Consider the following 22,903-nt stretch of genomic DNA (forward strand, 5'->3'; position numbering starts at 1 on the left):
GGCCTATTCCGCTTCTACATGTTACAGATCAAGATATTCTTAAAACACCCTAAGTTTCATCTCAATCTGTAACAGTTAGATGCCAAATATCGGTCTTGGTGTTACAGATTTAGACAAACTGGAGGACGAGACAAACCAAAAACGGGATGGGCGCTAACCCGATGGCGCACCACCTAAATAGAAACGGGCCCTGTCCCATATAGAGACAGAGCCCGAAACTCTCATGGAGCCAGTGACAGGAATCGAACCTGCAACCCACTGATTACAAATCAGTTGCGCTACCGTTGCGCCACACTGGCACACTTGGCGCTTTCACGCGAAGCGAGTTAAGAATAAAGGAATTGCGGACGGGGCGCAACAGGCCGCACGGCGTTATACAAATATGCAAAATCCAGCAACAACGCGTACCAGGCCCGTTCATTTCTGTCAGTGCGCCCTCAATCTTAAAACCATTCGCCAGAACGAATAGTTTTAATTACAATTGCTATATATAAAACTATTCGTTCTGGCGAAGGGTTTCGCGATGCTTACTACCAAAGAAGCCGCCGAGCTGCTCGGCATCACTCCGCGCAGGGTGCAGGAGCTCATAAAAAACGGAGCACTTGAGGCCCGCAAGGCTTCTGGTGTATGGCTCATCGACAAAGACAGCGTCGACACGCGACTCCGCTCTGTGACCAAAACGGGGGGACGTCCCCGCCGCGGCCACGGTAAGAGCGAGATCGCGTTCACCCTCATGAACCGCACGTACGAAGTCGCTCAGCTGGTCTACAGTACATCGCGAAAAGACTTTACCCACATCGGTGCCGACATCGATTACGCCCACGCCCCTATTGGAGTATTTGGCCCTAATAGCCCCATATCGCTAGACTCCTTCCGCATCTGGTGGCGCGGCCGCGGTATCCCGCTCGCACGCATTGGGCTAGCCTCCCTGCTTGCAGAAGCCGCAGTCGATGTTCCCGATGAACTCGTCCAGCGAAATCTCGGCCTCTCCTTATCCGACCAGTATTGGATTAGGCCCCAAGGTTCCGGTCTCACCTGGGAGGATATCAACTTCTTCAATAACGCCTTTGATGACGTCTCGCTGTCCATTGCACCCTTTGCCCCAGAGGGAAAAGCGGCTGCCGCAAAGCCCGATAACACCTCGGACGGCAATCTTCAAAAGAACTGGACGTGCGAGGGCGAACGTCGAATTCTGCATAAGGCAGGAGCGCACCTGGACCAGGAACCTTATAACGAGCTGGTGGCGACCGCGCTCCACCGTCGCATCCTAAACGCCTGCGATTATGTGCCTTACTCGCTCGAGGGCACGGGCACTTCCGCCCTGAGCACATGCGATGTCTTCTTAACTGATGAAGAAGAGTATGTCCCTGCGTTCTATGTAAACCAGCACGCAAACGCAGATGAACGGCTAACCGACTACGAGCGATATGTAGCAAACTGCGAGGAGCTCGGGGTGACAGGCGTCAAGGATGCCCTTGACCGCATGATCGTATGTGACGACATCATTGCCAACTACGATCGTCATTGGCGCAACTTCGGCCTCGTGCGAAACGTAAACACGCAAGCTTGCAGACCTGCCCCCATCTTCGATTCGGGCTCATCGCTCTGGTGCAACATATCACTAGAGGAGCTTAGGGCGGGAGAGCACAGTTTTACCAGCGCACAATTTCATTCAAGCCCCGCCAAACAAATGTTGCTCGTCGAGGACATGGGCTGGTTTGACTGCGACAAACTCGAAGGCTTCGTTGACGAGGCAATCGAGATTCTTTCCAGAAACGACGCGCTCACGGCAAGGCTGCCATATCTAAAAGAGGCGCTAACGTGGCGCCTCGAAAGAATGATCGACATCGCTGAATGGAGTTAGCGAGGCAGCATTGCCCCGCCAACTTCCCTACCTCCCGCGCAGGGCCTTGAGCTTGGCCAGGGCATCGGGGCTCAGGCGACTGCCCAGAGTCATCTTGATTTGTGGAGCTTCCTCGGCCTCGTGCACGTCGTTGTCGATCTGTTTGATCTCGTCCACCAGCATACGGCTCGAGATGCGCGTAACGCCCTTGCCCATGACGACGGCCTGGATCGTGCCGTCGCTCGACACTACAGAACACGCGCGGCCTTCCTCGCGCGCCTCGATGCAGAGCTTCTGCACCACGGTATCGGCCGAAACACCCGTCGGCGAAAACTCAATGCGCACACCGCGGGCCGGTAGGTTGGGGCGCTCGCTGGAGATATTGCCCGCGCCGTCAAATACGATCACGGCCTCGTAGCGGCCCTGGGCAAACGCAGCTACGTCATTAATGAGCGCCGTGCGCGCCATATCGTGAACGTCGCTGGAATACGGATCGTCGGAATGGTCGTACACGAGCTTTTCGTAGCGCGGCGTGCAGTGGATCACGTTGTAACCGTCGACCACCAGCAGCTCGGGCTTGTTGGAGTGCACCGTCGAGACTGGGTCGGCGATAGCCTGCGCAAACGCATTGCCGCCCACGCCATAGGTCGCGGCCGAAACAATCGGCTTGGCCGAGCCCTCGCCAAAGCGCTTGGCCTTGGACTTGGCACGGTTCTTTTTGGACATGCGCTACTCCTCCCCCATCAGCTCGCCGGCGTTGCGGCGCAGCCACTCAAAGCACAGCGCCGTGGTCGCCTGGGCAACATTGAGGCTCTCGGTCATACCGCGCTGGGGAAGCTTGGTCAAAAAGTCGCATTTCTCGAGCACCAGACGCGAGATGCCGTCGCCCTCGGAGCCCATGACGAGCGCCACGCGGCCCTCGAAAGGAGCATCCCAGCAACTGCCTTCGGCGTGCTCGGAAGCACCGCCCACCCAAAAACCAGCGGCCTTAAAATCGTCGAGCGCACGGGCGATATTGGGAACCTGCGCGATAGGCAGATGCATGACGGCACCGGCTGAGGTCTTATAGCTGCCCACGGTCACGCCGGCGGCACGCTTATTGGCAATGACGACGCCCGCCGCGCCCACAACCTCGGCGGAGCGCACGATGGCGCCAAAGTTGCCGTCGTCAGTCACGTGGTCGAGCACCACGACAAGTGCCGGGCCCTCGCCTGCGCGGTCGAGAATATCGGCGACATCGGCATAGGGGAAGTTGCCAACCTCGAGCGCGATGCCCTGGTGAGCGCCGTGGCTCGACAGTGCGTCGAGCTGCGCGCGCGGCACATACTTAATGCGGACACCCACGGCGTTGAGGTCGTCGACCAGGCGCGACAAGGCGGCATCGCGCTCCCCGCCCTCGGCAATGAGCGCGCACTTGATGGGAAAACCAGTGCGCAGCGCCTCGGCGGCTGCACGACGACCTTCGATAAACTCGCCCTTGGGAGCCTGGACAGCGTCCCGGTTGCGATCGCGCTGCGGACGTGCGGCCTGGGTGCGATCGCGCTGGCCCTTGGGAGCGGCAGCGCGGTCATTGCGGCGAATCGGACGCGAGCCAGAAGCAGCCTGCTTGCCGCCACGAGGCGCACGCTTGCGATTGTCGGCCATAAAGTGACCTCCTAAATACAACTATCAAACGAAACAAAATAAACGACCGCCCATGAATATTAATTCGGGCGGTCGGTACGGGTTTTCCAAGTGCCCGAGATTGCCGTGAAAGAGGAGCGACGCGTACTTGAGTACGCGAGCGACGGTTTGAACGGCAAGGTCGGGTGCTTGGGAAACCCGCGGGGATTAGAGAGATTTGATACGAGTGCCGGCGGCGGTATCTTCAATCGTCAGGCCCAGGTCCTTGAGCTGATCACGGATGGCATCTGCCAGATCCCAGTTCTTGGCGGCACGGGCCTCGGCACGAGCCTCGAGAATCTTGGCAGCGGCCTCGTCCACGTCGTCGCCCGTGTAGGCAACCAAACCGGCGGCAACGCCCAGCAGGCCCAGCGGCAACTCGACCTTGGGCTCGGGAAGCTCAACGCCAAACGTATCGAGCAGCTCGGCCAGCGTATCGGCGGCAGCCAGGGCTGCGGCCTTGTCGGCAGCATCGCCCGCCTGCTCCAGATACTGATTGCACTCGGTGACAAAGCCAAAGACAGCACCCATGGCACCGGCGGTGTTAAAGTCGTCGTCCATGCACTCCTTAAAGGCGGCGCGGGTCTCGGCGGCCTTGGCGGAAAACGCCTCGGCGGCACCCGCATCGGCATCGGCCGTCGCATGGTTCGCAGCCCAACGAAGGTTCTCGACCGTACCGGCAATACGCGTGAGTGAGTTCTCGGCACCCTCCAGGCGCTCCCAGGAGAAGTCGAGCGGCGAGCGATAGCTCGTCTGCAGCATCAACAGGCGCAGGGCCGCGGCAGAGTGCTGCTCGAGCACCTCGGCCAGCGTAAAGAAGTTTCCGAGCGACTTGGACATCTTCTCGCCGTCAACCAGCAGCATGCCCGTGTGCATCCAGGTGTTGGAGAAGCCCTGGTGCCAGGCGCAGGTGGCCTGGGCGCACTCGTTCTCGTGATGCGGGAAGGCAAGGTCGGAGCCGCCGCCGTGGATGTCAATCGGGGTGCCCAGGTAGCGGTGTACCATGGCGGCGCACTCGGTGTGCCAACCGGGACGGCCCTCGCCCCAGGGGCTCGGCCAGCTGGGCTCGCCGGGCTTGGCGGCCTTCCACAGGGCAAAGTCGAGCGGGTCGTTCTTGTCCTCGTTCTCCTCGATGCGCGCACCCACCATAAGGTCATCGATGTTGCGGCCCGAGACCTGACCATAGTTGGGATCGCTGCGCACGGCAAAGTACACGTCGCCGTTATCGGCGGCGTAAGCGTGGCCCTGCTCGATGAGCGTCTTGATCATGGCGATCATGGGACCGATCTCCTTGGTGGCGCGGGGGCGCACATCGGGATCGAGCACGTTGGCGGCGCGCATGACGCCGATGAACTTGTCGGAGAACTCCGTCGCGACCTCGGCGGCAGTGCGGCCCTGCTCGTTGCCGCGCTTGATGATCTTGTCATCGACATCGGTGAGGTTCTGGGCGAACGTGACCTCGTAGCCGCTCGCGATGAGCCAGCGACGAATCACGTCAAAGCTGATGAACGTGCGGGCATTGCCGATGTGGATGTTGTCGTAGACCGTGGGACCGCACACATACATGCGGACCTTGCCGGACTCGATGGGCTGGAACTCTTCCTTTTTATGGGTAGCGCTGTTGTAGATACGCATTCGTTACTCCTTAACGGTTTTCTGTAGCAGGCAAACGGCCCAGGCGCCGATTCCCTCGCCCTGGCCTTCCCAACCGAGCTTTTCGGTCGTAGTGGCGGCGACGCCCACGTTTTCGACGTCAACGCCCAGGGCATGGGCAAGGTTGGCGCGCATGGCATCGCGATGCGGGGTGATCTTAGGCTGCTGGCAGGCAATGGTGCAGTCGGCATCGACAAACTCAAAGCCCAGCTCACGCGCATAGTCCATTACGCGGGCAAGTAGCACCATCGAGTCGGCGCCCTCGTAGGCAGGGTCGGTATCGGGGAATAGCTTGCCGATGTCTCCCCCGCGGCAGGCGCCCAGAATGGCGTCGGCCAAGGCGTGCGCGAGCACATCAGCATCCGAGTGGCCCAGCAGGCCGCGCTCGTAGGGAATGTCGACACCGCCGATGATACATCGACGCCCCTCCACCAGACGGTGAACGTCGTAGCCATGGCCAATGCGCAGGTTACTGAACATGGGGAAGGTCCTCTCCCTCGGCCATGCGGCCAAGCAGAATCGCGGTTACGGGACGCAGGTCCTCGGGCACCGTCACCTTAAGGTTATCGCGTGGGCTCTGGACGCAGCGGACGCGCCCACCCATGCGCTCGACCAGCGACGAATCATCGGTACCGATAAAGCCCTCGGCAATGGCTGCAGCGTGGGCGCGCTTCATAGCATCGACGCTAAAGATCTGCGGCGTCTGCGCTGCCCAGTAGAGCTCACGCGGCGGCGTCTCGACGATATTATCGCCGTCAACGATCTTGAGCGTGTCGATCGCGGGCTGACCGCACACGACACCGTCGAGGGCACGGTCGCTCACGAGCACGTCGATAGCGTGGTCGATGGCCTCGGTCGTAATGAGCGGACGAGCGCCGTCGTGGATGGCGACATATTCGAAACCCGCCGGAACCGCATGCACGCCGGCACGGGTGGAATCCTGACGGGTATCGCCGGCATCGGCAAAGCTGATGGGCGTGTCATAGTCAAACGGGTCGATGGCCAGGCGGCGCATCTCGGCACGGCGCTCGGCAGGGCAAACCACGACGATATGGCCGACCTTATCGCTACGATCGAACGCGCGGATGGACCAGCTCATGAGCGGACGGCCCGCCACATTAACGAGCTGCTTGCCGCCGGGATTTCCAAAGCGCTGGCCGCTGCCGCCGGCAACGACCACGGCGCATACGGGCGCCATTATGCGTTCCCCTGTTTGGTGCCCTTCATGCGGTACAGCGAGTCCGCAAGAATGGCAGGGTTGTTGACGCCAAAGTCGCCCAAGCGCTCCGGATCCTCGCTGATGTCGTCCATGAGCTCCTGCAGCGAGCCGTACTCGTCGACGATCTTCTCGGCCACGCCGTCGCGCACGACGGACACGCGCGAAAGCGTGCGCAGGCCCAGCGGCGTCATGACGGAGTCCTCGTCCAGGTCGTCGTAACCCAGAACTGCCGCCACGTGCTGCGGGTCGGACAGGTCCTTAGGCGTCATGCGGCTCAGCTCGGCGCGGATCTTCTCGGCGTTTGCCTCGGAGGAATCGCTTGCGTAGTCGCGGATCATCAAGTCGTATTCGGTATCCATGCTGGAGCCCGCGAGCTGCTCGAGCTGCATCTGCACGAGCTTGCCCTGGTTGCCCAGCTTGACAATGCAATCCTTAAGCTCGGTCTTTGCCTGCTGCATGATCTCGAAGCTCGAGAAAATACCGGTAATGTCGGCGAGCGTGACGTAGTCGTCGAGCTCGAGGGCCGTCAGGCGCAGCAGGGAGCGGTCGAGCGACTGACGGGTAGTCTGGAGCGTGGCGACGAGCTGGTTGACCGAGCTCATGATGGTGGTGACGGGCTGGATCTCGTAGCTCTTGCCGTGAACGTACACGTTAACGACGGCGCGACGAGCCGAAACCGAGATCACGATGGCGTCGGTGAGCACCGACATGCGAGCGGCAGTACGGTGACGCATGCCCGTCTCACTCGTGGCAAGCGAGGGATCGGGATTGAGGTGGAAGTTGGCGCGCAGGATCTGGGTGAGGTCGCCATCGATAACGATGGCACCGTCCATCTTGGAAAGCTCGAACAGGCGGTTCGAGGTAAACGAAATGTTGAGCGGGAAGCCGTCGTTACCGGCAGCGAGCACGTTTTCGGTGTCGCCGACGCAGATAAGGGCACCCAGGTGACCGGCAATGATCATGTCGAGGGCGGTGCGGATCGGCTGGCCAGGTGCCGTCAGGCGAATGGCCTGTTCCATACGCTTTTGCAGCTCGTTCTTATCCAAGGCATCGCTCCCATCGTATACGCTCCATAAACGTCAATAAGTTTCTCACGGTTTGCCCCTGTGACGCCCGCAAAATCCGATGCTTACAGAATGAGCGAACACAGCTGAGAGCCCCAATCCAAATGAGCTGCTTATGTGGCAGCATCGGGATTCGCATAAATGAGGGAGTAGTCGCGTGACCAGGTTCGCCTCCGGTGGCGCGGCAAGTCAACATACTGGCCGATGCGGTCTGGCTTGCCTTAATGAACGAGACTCGTGGCTGTGCGCACAACGCGTACGCCACGGGTCTTTTTTGTTACTCCCCCAAGAGGTACACGCGGGCCCGCCCGCAGAAAGGGAGCCAGACTATGGGACTCGCAGAGCTCGTATTGCTCGCTATCGGCCTTTCGATGGACGCCTTTGCCGTATCCATCTGCAAGGGCCTTGGCATGAAGAAGATCAACCTTAAGGTCGCCGTAGTGCTCGGCCTGTTCTTTGGCGGCTTCCAGGCCGGCATGCCCGTAATCGGATGGGCGCTCGGCAGTCAATTCATGAGCATCATCGGACCCATCGACCATTGGATCGCCTTTATCCTTTTGGCCTTTATCGGCGGCAAAATGCTGTGGGAGGCCTTTACCGAAGACGAGGATGAGGACGAGAGCGACGGCAAGGATGCCGAAAAGATTGACCTGGGTGAGTACCTGATTCTGACTATCGCCACCTCAATCGACGCCCTGGCCGTGGGCATCTCATTTGCTGCGCTCTCGGTTGACATCGTTCCCGCTGTATCGCTTATCGGAGTCACAACGTTTATCTTCTCCGTCGCCGGCGTAGCGATCGGCCACACCTTTGGCGAGCGCTACGAAAAACCCGCCACCATCGTGGGCGGCGTCGTGCTCATCCTCATCGGCCTCAAGATTTTGCTGGAGCACCTGGGGATTTTGGTGCTGTAAAACACCCTTCAAAACTAAACGTCCGTATGAGGCCTCATGCAGAGTTTTGCATGAGGCCTTTTCATGCAGACTTTTGCATGTCATACTGATATGCAAAAGTCTGCACGTTAGGAGATCGCCGTGGATATCCTTCCCATCACCACACCGCGCCAAGCTGGCACCTACGTGCGTCAGGCACGCGAGGCGCAAGGGATCACCCGTGCCGTCCTCGCTAAAAAAGCCGGTGTTTCGGAGCGCCTGCTCGCATCGCTCGAGCTGGGAGATGCCACGGGCATTCGGCTCGACAAGCTGCTGGCAGTTTTCGGTGCTCTTGGACTGGCGCTCGCCGCTCAAGGGGATATCGACGAATCGAAAAACGAGCAACCAGTCGACGCCCCGCATGCTGATTTGCAACCTCGTAGTACCCCCAGGCGCCATCACGCTCAACGTTTTCACCATCGCAACCGTCGCAGCGCAGCCGTTCCGGCTCTCGCAGATGTCCCCTTTACGTCCGAGCTCTACGACAGGGCCTTCGCCGATTTCGCCATGTCCAATCTCGGAGTCTCGATTGCCGCAAACGCATCTAACCAAACCAAGCCCGAAGGGAAATAGCCAATGGCCAGAACATCACTTCGGACCATTATTTGCGGCGTACCTGCGGGAACGCTCACGCAAGATGAGAACGGTCTTATCAGCTTTACCTACGATCATGACTATGACGGGCCAACCCTATCGACCAACATACCCGTATCAAATCGCACATACGGCCAACAGGTCATGAATCCGTACTTGTTCGGCCTTCTACCCGACAGCGAGGACCAACGAAAAGCGATTGCCGCCGAATTCAACGTTAGGCCCAACAATCCCGTTGCGTTGCTCAGCCATATCGGACTCGACTGTCCGGGCGGAGTGCAGTTTTGTGCCGAAGAAGATGCCGACGCCGTCCTGCATCGCGCTGGCGACTACCGCCCTATAGACGACCACGAAATTGCTCTCCGTCTCAAGTCGATCAGAGATGACCGCGATGCATCGTGGATGGGTCTAGATGAAAGTTGGTCACTTGGAGGCAACCAGGGCAAGTTCGCGCTCGCGTTCATAAACGGCCGCTGGTGCGAATGCATGGGCTCCTCGCCCACAACGCATATTTTCAAAAATGGCGTTATCGGATTTAAACTCGAGGCTCTCAATGAGTTTGTCTGCATGAAAAGCGCCCAGCGCGCCGGTATCGCAACGGCAAACGTCGAATATCGTATGTTTGAGGACGAACCTGCCCTCATTGTTGAGCGCTATGACCGCGTGAAAGTCGAAGACGGAATGATCAGGCGCCTACATCAAGAAGACCTCTGTCAGGCACTTGGGGTGATGCCCGCCCAAAAGTACACAGCAGACGGCGGCCCGACCACCCGCGACATTCAAGAGCTCCTCGTAAATACGAGCCACCATCAACTTAACCTGTATCTGTTTACGCAGATACTGTTCTTCAACGCCATTATCGGCGCACCGGATGCGCACGCGAAAAACTATTCCCTGCTCCTTGGAAACGACGGCGCAGCCATGATGGCTCGAATGTACGATGTCGCGTCGGGTTTGGCGTATGAGCGCATGCGCCGCCGGGCGCGCCTTGCCATGAGCGTTGGCGGCGAAAATCGTGTGGGGCGCATCGGTCCAGGCGCTATCCGCCGATACCACGGTATGGGCGACCCCGTGCTGGAGGCGGCGCTTACCGATGCCGGGCTATCCGAGAAGTTTTGCTTTGCGACCATGATGGACCTCGCCTACGAAGTGCCCATTTGCATGGAAGAGGTCATGGACGAATACGCCGATCTGCCCGGCATGGCGGACCTGCGCGAGCATATGCTCGGCCCCGTCCGCGAAAACTGCCAGCGCACCCTCGACCTCATCAAGGCAGAAATGGACTAGGTGGCCTTAATTTCGAAATTATCAAACAAAAGAGAGGGGACACCCGTCGCAAAAGCTCGGATGTCCCCTCTCGTAATGTCATTTGCAATCCGCTAGCACGTGGCTCGAACTGCTGCTAGCGCAACCTTTACGCAGCGAGGCGCTTGAGGACGTCGATGAGCAGCTCGTAGAAGCGCTCGGCAGAAGCAAGCTCCATGCTCTCGTCCGGAGTGTGGACATCGGAGAGCGTCGGGCCCACGGCGATGGCGTCCAGGCCGTGCAGGGCCTCGGCAAACAGGCCGCACTCAAGGCCGGCGTGAATGGACTCGATGCGCAGCTCGGAGCCAAAGAGCTCGCGATAGCTCTCGACAAAGACGTCGCGGACCGGCGAATGCTCGGCATAGCTCCAGCCGGGATACTCGAACTCAAACTTGGCGTCGAAGCCCAAGACATCGGCCAGCGTCTGCAGGCGGTCCTTGAACTCGTTCTGCAGCGAGGTGATCGAGGAGCGCGGGGACAGCATGATCTTGACCTCGTCGTCAGAAGTGGCAACCACACCGATGTTGGAGGAAACCTCGACGGAGCCGTCGGTGGCGACGTTGCGGCGAATCACGCCGTTAGGGGCAAGACGCAGGGCGCGGATGAGGGCAAGCGCGGACTTCTGGTCCATGGCCTCGACCTCGGCGTCGTCGGCAATCTCGACGGTGCAGGTAAAGCCGGGGTCGAAGACCTCGAGCTCGGCAGTGACGTCGGCGATGATGCCCTTTGCGATCTGGGCCGCGGCCTCGGCGGCAGCGTGGTCGGCGTAGACCAGAACAGCTTTGCACTCACGGTTGATGGCGTTGTCCTTGGTGCCGCCGTTAAAGCTAACGATGGCGGGCTCGCCGGCAACCATCAGGCGGTCGATGATGCGGGCCATGATGAGGTTGCCGTTGCCGCGTTCCAGGTTGATGTCGGCGCCGGAGTGACCACCCAGCAGGCCGGAAATCTCGAGCGTGAGGGTGCTGCCGGTCTTGTGCTCGCGCACGATCGGGCAGGTGTAGGTAACGACGACGCCGCCGGCGCAGCTGACGGTAGCCACGCCCTCCTCCTCGGAATCGAGGTTGATCATGGTGCGAGCGCTGATCTGGGACTTGTCGAGCGTCTCGGCGCCGACCAGGCCAGTCTCCTCATCGGTGGTGAATACGCACTCGAGGGCAGGGTGAACGATCGAATCGTCATCGAGAACAGTGAGCATCAGAGCGACGGCGATACCGTTGTCGGCGCCCAGAGTGGTGCCGCTAGCGGTGAGGACGCCGTCCTTGACGACCAGGTCGATACCATCGGTCGTAAAGTCGTGCTCGACGGAGCCCAGCTTGTCGCACACCATGTCGATGTGACCCTGCAGCATCACGGTCGGGGCATTCTCGGCGCCGGCAGATGCGGGCTTGCGAATGATGACGTTGTAGACCTCGTCCTGATACACATCGAGACCGCGCTCCTTGGCAAACGCGACCAGGAAATCGCTGATGCCCTTCTCGTTGCCAGACCCACGGGGGATCGCGCTGACCTCCTCAAAGAAATGGAACAGCTGGGCGGGCTCGTAGCCGGTAATCTTGTAGTCCATGGTGCCTCCTTGGCGCAACTGGTTAGACAGTAAGACATGCGACTTGTATATTCCCAGACTTTGCGTGCATAAACCAGTCGAAAACGCCGAGCGCCCTCGCATCATCGGCTAACGGTGGACCGTATAGCGTAACGGTCACAACTTCCGCAGCTCTACAAATCGAGGCGCCCTTTCCGGAGCGCCTCGATTGCGCGTATCAAATTGTCGCCACGCCCTACAGCGCACCAGAGCCGGCTTGCATCATGCCGCCGGGGCCCGAGGTCACGCCGCCTCCCACAGGAGCAGCGTTGCCGGTGTGCGGCGCCGCCGGAGCGGCATCGCCCCCGAGCGCACCCGCCGGACGCGGCGCCGGGATCTCACCCGTGCCGTGGCTAAAGACAAACTTGCCATCGGCCACGTCGCACAGGACGGTATCGCCCTCGCCCCACTCGCCGGCCAGCAGCTCCTCGGACAGCGGATCCTCGATGAGCTTTTGGATGGCACGACGCAGAGGACGCGCGCCGTTGGTGAGGTCGGTACCCTCCGCCACAATCTTGTCGTAGGCCGCATCGGTAAGCTTGATGTTCATGCCGTTTGCGATCAGGCGCTGGCGCAGATCGTCCACCAGCAGGTGCGCAATCTTAGTCAGGTTCTCGCCCGAGAGCTTCTGGAACACCACAATATCGTCGATACGGTTGAGCAGCTCGGGGCGGAACAGGCGCTTGAGCTCGCCCATCGCACGACCCTTGATCTCGCTCGACGTGAGACCCTGCTCACCGGTGGTGCCAAAGCCCACGCTCGCATCCTGCGCGATCTCGCGGGCGCCCACGTTAGACGTCATGATGATCACGGTGTTGCGGAAGTCGACCGTCTTGCCCTGGCTATCGGTCAGACGGCCCTCCTCCAGCACCTGCAGCAGGATGTTGAAGATGTCGGGGTGCGCCTTCTCGATCTCGTCGAACAGCACGACCGAATACGGGTGACGACGAACGGCCTTGGTAAGCTGACCGCCCTCGTCGTGACCCACGTAACCCGGAGGGCTACCGATGAGCTTGGAGACCTCGAACTCGCTGCCGAACTCCGACATGTCGAAGCTGATGAGCGCGTCCTTGCTGCCAAAGAGGTACTCGGCGAGCGTCTTGGCGAGCTCGGTCTTGCCCGTGCCGGTGGGACCCAGGAAGATAAAGCTGCCGCCGGGACGACGCGGGTCCTTGAGCGGCGAGCGGCTGCGGCGCACGGCCTTGGCGACGGCCTCGACGGCCTCGTCCTGGCCGATAATGCGGGTCTTGAGCACGCTTTCGGTCTGCAGCAGGCGACGGCTCTCGCTCTCGGTGAGCGAGGAAACCGGCACGCCAGAGGTCACGGACACGATGTCGGCAATCTGACTCACGTCGATGGTGAGCGGGCTGGCGTCGAGCTCGGCGGTCCAGGCGGCCTTGGCTTCGGCGAGTTCAATCTCAGCGGCCTTCTGCTGCTCGGTGATCTCGGCGGCCTTGTTCATGTCATCGCTCTCGGTGGCCTCCTGCGCGGCGGCCTTGAGCTCCTCTATACGATGCTCGGCCTCGCGCACCGGCTCGGGCGCGCGATTCGCGGCGATGCGAGCGCGGGCACCGGCCTCGTCGATGAGGTCGATGGCCTTATCGGGCAGGAAGCGATCCTGGATGTAGCGGTTGGAAAGGTTCGCGGCGGCCTCGATAGCACCCTGCGTATAGCGCACATGGTGGTGCTCCTCGTAGCGCGGCTTGAGCGCGGTCAGGATCTTGACCGTGTCCTCGACGCTCGGCTCCTCGACATCAATGGTCTGGAAGCGACGCTCGAAGGCCGGGTCCTTGGTGAGGTACTTGCGGAACTCCTCGGCCGTGGTGGCACCGATGATCTGGAAAGCACCGCGCGCGAGCACGGGCTTGAGCATGGAGCTCGCGTCGATGGAGCCCTCGGCAGAGCCGGCACCGATGATGGTGTGCATCTCGTCGATAAACAAGATAACGTCGTCGGCTTCGGTCGCCTCCTGGATCACGTTCTTGAGGCGCTCCTCAAACTCACCGCGATACTTGGCACCCGCGACAAGACCCGGCAGATCGAGCGTCCAGATATTCTGGTTCATAAGATTCTCGGGCACATTGCCAGCAGCAATCTGCTGCGCCAGGCCCTCGACGATAGCTGTCTTGCCCACGCCGGGATCGCCCAGGATGAGCGGGTTGTTCTTGGTGCGGCGCGAAAGGATCTCCATCATGCGCTGGACTTCCTTTTCGCGACCAATCACGGGATCGAGCTCACCGTCGCGTGCTTTCTGCGTAAGGTTGGTGGCGAACTGCTTGAGCGTGTCGGTGCCGCTCCCCTTTTGCTGAGAGGCATCCGAGCCGCTAAAGAACGGCAGGCCCGCACCGGGACGGCCGGCACCGGCACCGGCGAGCGGACGCTTCTTGTCCTGGTCCTTGGCGGTGAGTTTCTCGATAGCCTTTTTGATGGAGGCGGACGACACACCCAGACGCATGAGGATGTCCATGGCCATGCCGTTGCCCTCTTCGACGATGCCGATCAGCAAGTGCTCGGTCGACACGTAGGTCTGGTTGTTCTCACGCGCCACGCGGAAGGAGCGCTCCATCACGCTAATGACGAGCGGCGTAAAGGCGAGCTTGGCGGCCTCGGTCTCCTCGCTGGGCTCGGGGACCGTGGTCTGGACCTCTTTGAGGGTATCCATGATGTCATCGTAGGAGATGTCGAGCGAGCGCAGCGCCTCGGCAGCGATGCCCTCGTCCTCCTTGGCAAGTGCGAGCAGCAGGTGCTCGGTACCCACCTTATTTGAGTGAAGATCGAGCGCTTCTTGCTTGGCCATGGACATGACCTTGCGCGCGCGATCGGTAAAACGGTCTAACATGCTAGTTCCTCTTAGACGAGCTAGTTTTTCAAACGCAAAGCGCCGCCCCGCGGCAGCGCTTTGGTCTCTTTACCCATATGGAGTATATGTTAACAGCTGGAGGAATATCTATAAACCCGGCTCACATGAATGCAGGTTATGACCGCATCGCGGGACTCACCGCGCGATGCGCGACGGGCGCCCCGCAAGAGAAACCCTAGACGTCTTTCACCACGTCGGGACTCGTCGCACGCGATGCGCGATAGGCATCGGCCTCCTTGGAGACGCGTTCGAGCAGCTCGGATGTATCGACGCCCTCGACTTGCGCGACCGTTTCAACCGTCTGCATGGCGACCGCCCTCAGGTACGCGCACGCGCTGTCCCCCAGCTGCTCGAGGTCTATCTCCTCGCCGCCCTCCCGGGCAAAGCCGACCGCCATCACAAAGCCCATGATGCCCGAGACCAGAAAGCCCACCGCAAAGCTCGAATCTGCCTTGAGCTCTTCTCCGTCGGGGTGGACGATCTCTCTCACGCGGTCGATGATGATCGTATGGATGCCCTGCTCGACCTGCTCGGCGGCACCCGCCCTCATGGTGATGACGATGCGCCGCAGCAGGCAGCGGACGTCGCGCCGGTCGAACGCCGAAAGGTCGCCCTCGCTCGAAAAATGCCAGAGGGCATCGGTGATGAGCTCGTTATCCTGCAGCAGCTGGGCTATGGCGATGGCGACGAGTTCATCGAAATCGTGAAAATAGTAGTAAAACGTTCCGCGATTGCACTGGGCGGCGCGGGTCACCTCGCCAACCGACAGCTCGAAGATGCTGTTGTTCTCGATGAGCTCCCAAAACGCCTCGATGATACGGGTGCGTGCATCGGGCGCATCGGCGTCCTTACGCGGTCTCGCCATGCGCCTCACCGCACCCCTGCGCCTTGGCGTTCATGATGAGCATCTGAAGACGGTTCTCCACGTTGGCGAAGCTCACGTCGGGATCGTAGTCGAGCGGCAGGAACTGCGCCGTGGGATACTGCTCCTTGAGCGCATGGATGAGCCCGCGCCCCACGACATGGTTGGGCAGACACCCGAACGGCTGCAGGATCACGAAGTTGCGGCAGCCGCGCTTGGCGTGCTCGAGGATCTCCGCCGGAATCAGCACGCCCTCGCCCGCATCGAACGTATGGTGCAGGATCTTATCGCTCGCGCGCACGAGCTCGGGCATGCGCGTCGGCGGCTCGTAGAGCGGGCTCGCCGCGCCCAGGCGGTCGCAACGGTCGTGCGCGAGCTCGAACAGGTTGTCCGCCGTGGCGTACCAGGCCTTTTCGGGCAGCGACAGGTCGACGTGGAACTCGCGCGACTGCGCATGCTTGTAGAAATAGGTCTTGCGGATCACGTCGGTCATGCGCGCCTCGATGACCTCGAGCCCGTTGTCCTCGAGGTAGCGCTCGATCTCGTGGTTGGCGCCGAGATGGAAATTGAGCAGGTACTCGCCCACGATGAGAACGGTCGGATGCGGGTTCGAGCGGTCGTACGGAACGGCGTCCATGATCGCAAGCGCGCGTTTGAAGCCCGTCGCCTGGCCTCTCAGCCCCGAGCGCTCCATGCCCTCGATAACCTCATCGAGCGCGCGGTCGAACGCAGCGTCCGCCGCGCCCTTCTCGAGCTCATAGGGACGGATGCGCCTAAGCATGGCCTCGAGGGCATCGATCATGGGAAGACCGTAGGCGATCTGGATGCTCGGGCCAAGGCCGAGCTTGAAGCCCGGATGCGCATTGTGGGCATCGACGTCGTCGTTGGTGAGCACCGGGACATAGTCGTATCCCGCGTCGTCGAGCGCGCGGCGCAGCAGGGGCATGTAGTGCGTCAGGCGGCAGTCGCCGATATACTTGCCAGTCACCACGGCGACGTCGTGCGGGTCGTACTTACCGCTCTTGAGTGCCGCGAGCGCCTCGCCGATCACGATTTGCGCGGGGAAGCAGATGTCGTTGTGCACATAGCGTTTGCCCAGGCGGATGGCATCCTCGCGCCCGATATCAAGGGCCTCGGCGCGCACGCCCTGATTGCGCATCGCCGCGGTCATGAGCCTGCAGAACGCATGGGAGGTGTTGGGGACCAGCGCGATCTTGTCGTGCCGGTCGCGCTTGGTGTACTTGACCTTATACGGGTCGTCGAGCGGATGGACCGCGTGCACCCGGGCGCCCTCGGCACGCTCCTCCGCGCGACGACGGTTGACCGACTCGATAAACGAACGCACGCGAATGCCCATGGGACCGGCGACGTCGCTCTCATCGAGCTTGATCATCATCGGAACCTTGGAGCCCATCTCGCCCATCATGCGCGCGATCTCGTCGGTGAGATACGCATCGTGGCCGCAGCCGAAGCTGCCCATCTGCACGAGCTCGAGCTCGGGCGTCGATGCGACGATGACCGCGCACGACAGCATGCGCGCATGGTAGTTGTTCACGATGTCGATGCGGCTGTTGGAAAGATCGACGTTGCAGACCCCCGGCACCGCATCGGGCGTCAGCACGGGGATGCCGCGCTCAGAGAAGAGCTTGGGCAGCCCGTGGTTGACCAGCGGGTCGTTGTGGTACGGGCGCGAAGCGATCACCACCGCGTAGCCGCCGTCCTCGCGCACGTTCTCGAGCACCTGCCTGCCGCGCAGCTGCAGCTGGTTCTCAAACGTCTCCTGCGCGCGGTCCGCCTGCTCGGTCGCCTTGGCAACCAGGTCGGCATCGATATCGAAGGTCTCCTTGCACCACGCCTTGAGCTGGCGGTTTCGGTCGCCCTCGTCGTACCAGTGGAACAGCGGCGTATCGAACGGAACGCCGAAACGCTCCTCCGGGTTATCGGAATTGCGCATCACGTAGGGGTATCCCTTTACGACGGCGCACATCCACTCGCTGGTAGAGGCGGTGTTTTCGGTGGGCACCGTCGTGATGATGGGCATGAAGATGCGGTCGACGCCGGCGTCGACGAGATTGCGGATGTGCCCGTGGACGAGCTTGGCCGGGAAGCACACGGTGTCGGATGTGACGTGCGCCAGACCGCGCTCGTACATCGCCTTGGTGCTGCGTCCCGAGACGCGCACCTTAAAGCCGAGCGTGCTGAAGAACGTCGACCAGAACGGCATGGTGTCCCAGAACTCGAGCACACGGGGAATGCCGATCGTGACATCGCGCCCCCCGCAGACGAGAACCGTGGGGTACGACTCGAACAGCAGCTTCTCGCGGTCGACAAAGAGATTGGGGGCAGCCGCGGTCCGGTCGCGCCCCGTGCCGGGTGCCTGTGCCTCGCAAGCACCCTGCGGACGCAGCTCCTCCGCCGCGGGAACCTCGCGCACGAGCTCATCCCATGAGATGGCGCCGCCGCGCGGGCAGCGATTGCCCGTGACGTAAAGCGAGCCGTCGCCAAATGCCACGACCGCGCGCTGGCAGCGGTTGTTGCACCGACGGCAGGTAACGCCGCCGAACTCGCGATGCTCGAAGCGCTCCACGGCATCGAGCCCGATAAACGACGTGCCGGCGTCGCCCTTGCGGCATTCCTCGCGCGCGAGCAGGGCGATACCGATAGCGCCCATCAGCCCCGGGTGGGGCGCACGCGTGACGGGTTTGCCCAGATACTGCTCGAATGCGCGCAGCACCGCGTCGTTTCGGAACGTGCCGCCCTGGACGACGACTTTGTCGCCCAGACGGTTGAGATTTGAAACGCGAATGACCTTGGTGAACACGTTCTCGATAATCGAACGGCAGAGACCGGCCATGATGTCGCCCGGACCCTTACCGCGCCGCTGCTCGGAAACGACGCTGCTGTTCATGAACACCGTGCAGCGGCTGCCGAGAACGGCGGGGGCTTTGGACGAAAATGCCTCGGTCGCGATATCCTCAACGGCTATTCCGAGGTTTTTGGCAAAACCCTCGAGGAACGAGCCGCAGCCCGCAGAGCACGCCTCGTTGACGACGATATCGGTCAGCACGCCGTGGTTGAGCCAGATGGCCTTCATATCCTGTCCGCCGATGTCGAGCACGAAGGTCGCATCGGGAACGCATGCGCACGCGGCGCGGGCGTGCGCGACCGTCTCGACCGTATGGTAGTCGGCGTGGAACGCGCGCGCGAAAAGCTCCTCGCCGTATCCCGTGGTGCCCACGGCATCGATCGCAAGCGTGACTCCCGCTGTCTCCCAGCGGTTCTTCAAGCTGACAAGACCCTGTTGGGCGACGTCGAGCGGTCTGCCGTTATTAGACGCGTAGAACGAATCGACAAGCTCACCCGCCTCATCGACCAGGGCGAACTTGGTCGTCGTGCTCCCCGAATCGATACCGAGCGCCACACGCACCGTCTCTCCGGGCGCATACGCATCCGGACCCTTTGCCGGCGTCTCTTTGCCATGGCGTGCCGTAAAATCCGCCTGCTCGGCAGGTGTGGCAAAAAAGGGCTGGGCAAGACGTCCCTCCCCGCTTGCGGGCGCGACCGTCTCGAGCTTATCCAGCCGGACAAAAGCGTCGGGAAGGTCGATCGGTTGGGACGATGCGAACATGTCGGTCAGCGACAGGGCGGCACCGCGCGCGACCATGATCTGCGGATCGCGCGGGACGATAACCTGATCGTCCGATAGATTCAGTTGCTCCCGGAACACGCGGACCAGTGTGGGGTTGTAGGCGAGCGTACCGCCCTCGAAGATTACCGGCGGCTCGATGTCGATACCCTGGGCCAGACCGCCGATCGTTTGGCGGGCGACCGCGTGAAGCGCCGAAAGCGCCAGGTCGGTGGCAGGAATGCCCTCGTTGAGCAGCGGCTGGATATCGGTCTTTGCGTACACGCCGCAGCGGCCCGAGACCTCGTGGACGGTCGTTCCCCGGCTTGCGAGCTGCTCGAACTCGCCCGATTCGGTGCCGACCCCCATGAGCTTTGCCATCTCGTCGATAAATGCACCGGTACCGCCTGCGCACGAGCCGTTCATGCGCATGTCGGCAACCTCGATGTCTCCCTTATCGTTGGTGCGGAAGAAGATCATCTTGGCGTCTTGGCCGCCCAGCTCGATGGCGCAGCGCGTCTGCGGATAGAACCTGCTGATCGCGAGCGCGTTGGCGACCACCTCCTGAACGTACGAGGCGCCCAGCGCGGTCGCGATATCGCGCGCACCCGAGCCGGTCACCGCAACGCGCAGCGACTCATGGGGAAAGCGCTCGGCGAGCTCGCCGAGCATGGCGCGCACGCTCGCTGTCTGACACGCCCCGTGGCGGCGATATCCCCACCACGCCTCGGTCATATCCTCGTGCATCGCGTAAACTTTGGTCGTCGTCGACCCTACGTCCAGTCCTACTAGCAACGCCATAATGCTCCGTCTCTCGCATTTTTCCCGCTAGAGATATACCACTCTACGTAATACAACAGACTGTTGTATTTAAACTCCGTATAAAAAGCGGCTGCCGAAACGCTTCAGCAGCCGCCGAATGCACCAACAGATTGTTCTGCGCGCTAGCACGTCGGGCAACGGAGCAGCACGGGCCCTCCGGTCATGCGCACCGCTCACGCCCGCGATGTCGCCGAGAGAGCTATCCACGCTTTGGGCTCCAACCAAGCAAGTCGCCCGCGCTCAGCAGATCCCTAAGCGAGCTACTCGCACTCAGGAGCCATAGCCTGCTCCAAGAGCTCGGCATGCTCCTCCTCGAAAACCGTCCCCACAGGGAAGGCGCGACGGAAGACGAAGCGGGAAATCGGACCGGCTACCAAAAGGTTCCACGGCAGCGCCATCACAAAATTATGCGGGATGTTGATCATCCAGATCGCGGGCACGGAATACAGGTTCGCAAGGATGCCGCCGGGCATGTGCGTCAGACCCTCACAGGCACCGTACAGCGACATGATGATGACCATGGGAACGACCATGCAGGAGCTGACGGCGAGCGTCATGGCAAGCGGCGAACTCTTGCCCGGCGTGACCAAGTACTTAAAGGCGAAACCCTTGGCGAGCGGGCTGGCGACGAACCAGTCGCAGCACATGGCAAAAATGTAGGCAACGGGGAAGCCGAGCCACGCAGTGGCAACGACCTCGCCGTTGATGGCCCCGTGCTGCAGGGCAACGTTGTAGATGCTCATCCAGAGCACCATGCAAAAGCACATGATAAAGGTGAACAGCAGGCTCTCTCGTTTGTTGATAGGCATAAAGGGCAGATTCCTCTCTGTGTTGTACCGCGGCGCCACGCAACAAAAACGGGCGGGCAAGATGGAGCTGTTGGGACTTCATCTCGCCCGCCCGTGTTACGCGCGTCTGCGACTACTTATGTGGTGGAACTACCCTAACACGAACGGCGCGCGCTTCGTAAGCGTTGAGTTTGTGGAGATGCAGGGCACCAAAACCCCCGACCCCATAAGTTGCGGTGGAATACGGACTGTTTTGACCCTTTAAGCAACAATTCAGTCCCTATTTCACCGCAACTCATTTGGTGCAAAGTAACCTGTCCCCCTTGTACCAATTAGCTGGTGTGGCGCCAGCGAGGGTCGGTGAGCGTACGCGCCACACCCAGTCCAACGGGCAGAAACGCTACGATGAGCACTGCGCGCACAAACCAGCCGAGCATATTGACCGTGTCGAAGGTGCACATGTAATACATCGAGCGATACAGATACAAGCCCGGCACCATAATGACAATCGAAGGCACCGTGAGGGCGATGCGCGGGTAGGTGAGCTTGACTTCAGCCAAGCTTGCGAGCAGCCCCGATACCAGCGCGCCGATAAACGCTGCTGCCTCGGGAGGCATTCCCGTGCTGAGGCCCAGGAAGGGAATCATCGTCGGCGCATCGACAAGGGTCAGACGCAGGGTATTGGACACGGCGCCGATCAACCCAGCTGCCGCGGCCATCTTTACCGGGCTGTTGAACATCACCGAGAAGCCGAATACGCCAACGAAGCTCATCACCACGCGCAGGAGCGTAAGGGCAAGCGGCGAAAGGCCCAGTGGGGCAAAGTCGTCCGGCGCCAGGCCAACACACTCGGCAACCATCCAACCTACGAGGGTCGCCATCACAATAATCGATACGGCATATGAAAGGCGCTCGATACCGCTTCGCATGTCGAGCTTAGCGATGTCGAGGCCTGCCGTAATGAGTGGAAAGCCGGGAATCACAAAGAGCATGGCGCCGATATAGCCTTCTTGGTGCGACATTGCCCCCGGTATGACCTGGCCAAGGCCGAGCAATGCCAGCAGATACGAAACGCAAGCGAGCGCAACGCCGGTCGTCAGCGCGCTGAACTGACCAAGGCCTTGCTTGAGAATATGGGAGCGGGCAAAGTTGCCGACACCCGCGCCCACGAACGCGCAGGCCATCTCGATAGGGCCGCCGCCGAGCAAAAAGACGAAGGCGCCGCAAGCACAGGCTGCCGCAAGGCCCTGTTGCCAGGGAGAGTAATCAGGCTTTGAGCTCTCAACGGTCCTGAGCATCTCGTGATACTCGTGTACCGTGAAGCGACGACCATAGGTCTCGATTTCCTTGAGGAAACTCTCCATCATCCAAATGCGATGGGTATTGACTCCCGTTGTGGGCAGGCTGACAACCTCGTTAAAGCAGTGGCCATCTTCGATGCAAGTGCACTCAAACGACAGAAGACTCAGGTCGACGTGAATCGTGACGCCGAGTACGGCAGCAACACGATTCATGGTATCGCGCACGCGCCAGGCACCTGTTCCGCTTGCCAGCATAAGCATGCCGGTGCGGCAGATGATGGATGACTTATCGGTGAGTGGCGCATCGACGGCAAGCTCATCGCCTGCCGTCACGATCTGGTGCCAGTCAGTTTTCATATGGAGCGCGCCGGCACGAACGCCGTGGTGCATGGGGGCTCTCGAAAGCAGCGAGTCAAGGCGCGAAGGCTGTGGGGGCTCCGCTGATCCGACCTCGTCCTCGTCGGGCTCTTCATCAATAAGGTCGAAAGTATCGAGCGCCGCCGGCTCGCGACGGTCGATCAATTCCTCGTCCTCATCATCAAAGTAGTTGAACTGATCGAGCATGTCCTCTTCGATTGCACGCTCGCTCGCGTCGTCCATCCCGGTGCTCCCTTCCTGTCGACTAACCCCCATCCTAGGCAGCAACGGCTAAAGGAAACATAAAAGAGACGACTGTCATGCGAGCCATGTGCGCAATATCCGTTGGGTAGTCGTTTAAGAACGTCCCCAATGACTACATCGATGTATTGGCAACGTCAGCGAGCGGGCCGCATTTGAGACAAGGTGAC

Annotated in this window: 16 protein-coding genes and 1 tRNA gene; 4 read left to right on the forward strand and 13 right to left on the reverse strand. The window is 61.0% G+C overall.

Annotation, left to right across the window (positions count from 1 at the left end; translation table 11 throughout):
• Nucleotides 1–224 precede the first annotated feature (224 nt).
• A tRNA-Thr gene (locus tag LCQ44_RS01110) sits at nucleotides 225–299 on the reverse strand.
• Nucleotides 300–523: 224 nt separating this feature from the next.
• On the opposite strand from LCQ44_RS01110, the gene LCQ44_RS01115 reads away from it, so the two are divergent.
• Nucleotides 524–1,864 (forward strand): DNA-binding protein, encoded by a 1,341-nt coding sequence (locus LCQ44_RS01115; protein WP_225093846.1) that lies wholly within the window; start codon nucleotides 524–526, stop codon nucleotides 1,862–1,864.
• Nucleotides 1,865–1,891: 27 nt separating this feature from the next.
• Here the strand turns inward: LCQ44_RS01115 and LCQ44_RS01120 are convergent, their stop codons facing one another.
• From LCQ44_RS01120 to disA, 6 genes are all read right to left on the reverse strand, one after another.
• A complete protein-coding gene (locus LCQ44_RS01120; protein ID WP_006234978.1) occupies nucleotides 1,892–2,569 on the reverse strand; it encodes an NYN domain-containing protein in 678 nt (225 codons plus the stop codon).
• Between the two features lie 3 nt (nucleotides 2,570–2,572).
• On the reverse strand, nucleotides 2,573–3,487 hold the full coding sequence (rlmB, locus tag LCQ44_RS01125) for a 23S rRNA (guanosine(2251)-2'-O)-methyltransferase RlmB (RefSeq protein ID WP_055250322.1): 915 nt from the start codon (nucleotides 3,485–3,487) through the stop codon (nucleotides 2,573–2,575).
• Between the two features lie 186 nt (nucleotides 3,488–3,673).
• Nucleotides 3,674–5,140 carry a cysteine--tRNA ligase gene (cysS, locus tag LCQ44_RS01130; RefSeq protein WP_161145278.1) on the reverse strand — a complete coding sequence of 489 codons (1,467 nt, stop codon included), beginning with the start codon at nucleotides 5,138–5,140 and terminating at the stop codon, nucleotides 3,674–3,676.
• Nucleotides 5,141–5,143: 3 nt separating this feature from the next.
• Complete coding sequence (gene ispF / locus LCQ44_RS01135; RefSeq protein ID WP_006234975.1) at nucleotides 5,144–5,638, reverse strand: 2-C-methyl-D-erythritol 2,4-cyclodiphosphate synthase; 495 nt, start codon at nucleotides 5,636–5,638, stop codon at nucleotides 5,144–5,146.
• Nucleotides 5,628–6,356: a 2-C-methyl-D-erythritol 4-phosphate cytidylyltransferase gene (gene ispD / locus LCQ44_RS01140; RefSeq protein ID WP_035137545.1), complete on the reverse strand. Its 729-nt coding sequence runs from the start codon at nucleotides 6,354–6,356 to the stop codon at nucleotides 5,628–5,630. Before ispD ends, ispF begins: the two co-directional genes overlap by 11 nt.
• The gene (gene disA, locus LCQ44_RS01145; RefSeq protein WP_369796797.1) at nucleotides 6,356–7,396 is read right to left on the reverse strand and encodes a DNA integrity scanning diadenylate cyclase DisA; all 1,041 of its coding nucleotides are present in this window, start codon (nucleotides 7,394–7,396) and stop codon (nucleotides 6,356–6,358) included. Before disA ends, ispD begins: the two co-directional genes overlap by 1 nt.
• Before the next feature lie 374 nt (nucleotides 7,397–7,770).
• On the opposite strand from disA, the gene LCQ44_RS01150 reads away from it, so the two are divergent.
• The 3 genes from LCQ44_RS01150 (at nucleotide 7,771) to LCQ44_RS01160 (ending at nucleotide 10,254) form a co-directional block, all read left to right on the forward strand.
• Nucleotides 7,771–8,355 (forward strand): manganese efflux pump MntP, encoded by a 585-nt coding sequence (locus LCQ44_RS01150; protein ID WP_161145277.1) that lies wholly within the window; start codon nucleotides 7,771–7,773, stop codon nucleotides 8,353–8,355.
• Between the two features lie 120 nt (nucleotides 8,356–8,475).
• Complete coding sequence (locus tag LCQ44_RS01155) at nucleotides 8,476–8,946, forward strand: helix-turn-helix domain-containing protein (protein ID WP_204986976.1); 471 nt, start codon at nucleotides 8,476–8,478, stop codon at nucleotides 8,944–8,946.
• A 3-nt stretch (nucleotides 8,947–8,949) separates the two neighbouring features.
• Nucleotides 8,950–10,254, forward strand: a complete 1,305-nt coding sequence (locus tag LCQ44_RS01160; protein WP_138113147.1) for a type II toxin-antitoxin system HipA family toxin — start codon at nucleotides 8,950–8,952, stop codon at nucleotides 10,252–10,254.
• 127 nt (nucleotides 10,255–10,381) lie between these two features.
• Here the strand turns inward: LCQ44_RS01160 and LCQ44_RS01165 are convergent, their stop codons facing one another.
• The 6 genes from LCQ44_RS01165 to LCQ44_RS01190 form a co-directional block, all read right to left on the reverse strand.
• Nucleotides 10,382–11,839, reverse strand: a complete 1,458-nt coding sequence (locus LCQ44_RS01165; RefSeq protein WP_225093847.1) for an aminoacyl-histidine dipeptidase — start codon at nucleotides 11,837–11,839, stop codon at nucleotides 10,382–10,384.
• A 214-nt stretch (nucleotides 11,840–12,053) separates the two neighbouring features.
• Nucleotides 12,054–14,696 carry an ATP-dependent Clp protease ATP-binding subunit gene (locus tag LCQ44_RS01170; protein ID WP_161145275.1) on the reverse strand — a complete coding sequence of 881 codons (2,643 nt, stop codon included), beginning with the start codon at nucleotides 14,694–14,696 and terminating at the stop codon, nucleotides 12,054–12,056.
• A 196-nt stretch (nucleotides 14,697–14,892) separates the two neighbouring features.
• Complete coding sequence (locus tag LCQ44_RS01175; protein ID WP_117848032.1) at nucleotides 14,893–15,582, reverse strand: TetR/AcrR family transcriptional regulator; 690 nt, start codon at nucleotides 15,580–15,582, stop codon at nucleotides 14,893–14,895.
• Nucleotides 15,566–20,005: an acyl-CoA dehydratase activase gene (locus tag LCQ44_RS01180; protein WP_161145274.1), complete on the reverse strand. Its 4,440-nt coding sequence runs from the start codon at nucleotides 20,003–20,005 to the stop codon at nucleotides 15,566–15,568. Before LCQ44_RS01180 ends, LCQ44_RS01175 begins: the two co-directional genes overlap by 17 nt.
• Nucleotides 20,006–20,286: 281 nt before the next feature.
• A complete protein-coding gene (locus LCQ44_RS01185; RefSeq protein WP_022094319.1) occupies nucleotides 20,287–20,835 on the reverse strand; it encodes a DUF2798 domain-containing protein in 549 nt (182 codons plus the stop codon).
• Between the two features lie 311 nt (nucleotides 20,836–21,146).
• Nucleotides 21,147–22,715, reverse strand: coding sequence for a threonine/serine exporter family protein (locus LCQ44_RS01190; RefSeq protein ID WP_225093848.1), 1,569 nt, complete (start codon nucleotides 22,713–22,715; stop codon nucleotides 21,147–21,149).
• Nucleotides 22,716–22,903: the final 188 nt, after the last annotated feature.

This window comes from Collinsella aerofaciens, from assembly GCF_020181355.1.
Lineage (GTDB): Bacteria > Actinomycetota > Coriobacteriia > Coriobacteriales > Coriobacteriaceae > Collinsella.

Bases quoted from the DNA above. Each gene is read 5' to 3' on its own strand.
- LCQ44_RS01180 (WP_161145274.1), bottom strand. From the start codon at position 20,005: ATGGCGTTGCTAGTAGGACTGGACGTAGGGTCGACGACGACCAAAGTT.
- ispF (WP_006234975.1), bottom strand. From the start codon at position 5,638: ATGTTCAGTAACCTGCGCATTGGCCATGGCTACGACGTTCACCGTCTG.
- LCQ44_RS01150 (WP_161145277.1), top strand. From the start codon at position 7,771: ATGGGACTCGCAGAGCTCGTATTGCTCGCTATCGGCCTTTCGATGGAC.
- LCQ44_RS01170 (WP_161145275.1), bottom strand. From the start codon at position 14,696: ATGTTAGACCGTTTTACCGATCGCGCGCGCAAGGTCATGTCCATGGCC.
- LCQ44_RS01115 (WP_225093846.1), top strand. From the start codon at position 524: ATGCTTACTACCAAAGAAGCCGCCGAGCTGCTCGGCATCACTCCGCGC.
- cysS (WP_161145278.1), bottom strand. From the start codon at position 5,140: ATGCGTATCTACAACAGCGCTACCCATAAAAAGGAAGAGTTCCAGCCC.
- ispD (WP_035137545.1), bottom strand. From the start codon at position 6,356: ATGGCGCCCGTATGCGCCGTGGTCGTTGCCGGCGGCAGCGGCCAGCGC.
- LCQ44_RS01185 (WP_022094319.1), bottom strand. From the start codon at position 20,835: ATGCCTATCAACAAACGAGAGAGCCTGCTGTTCACCTTTATCATGTGC.
- rlmB (WP_055250322.1), bottom strand. From the start codon at position 3,487: ATGGCCGACAATCGCAAGCGTGCGCCTCGTGGCGGCAAGCAGGCTGCT.
- LCQ44_RS01175 (WP_117848032.1), bottom strand. From the start codon at position 15,582: ATGGCGAGACCGCGTAAGGACGCCGATGCGCCCGATGCACGCACCCGT.
- LCQ44_RS01165 (WP_225093847.1), bottom strand. From the start codon at position 11,839: ATGGACTACAAGATTACCGGCTACGAGCCCGCCCAGCTGTTCCATTTC.
- LCQ44_RS01120 (WP_006234978.1), bottom strand. From the start codon at position 2,569: ATGTCCAAAAAGAACCGTGCCAAGTCCAAGGCCAAGCGCTTTGGCGAG.
- LCQ44_RS01160 (WP_138113147.1), top strand. From the start codon at position 8,950: ATGGCCAGAACATCACTTCGGACCATTATTTGCGGCGTACCTGCGGGA.
- LCQ44_RS01190 (WP_225093848.1), bottom strand. From the start codon at position 22,715: ATGGACGACGCGAGCGAGCGTGCAATCGAAGAGGACATGCTCGATCAG.
- disA (WP_369796797.1), bottom strand. From the start codon at position 7,396: ATGGAACAGGCCATTCGCCTGACGGCACCTGGCCAGCCGATCCGCACC.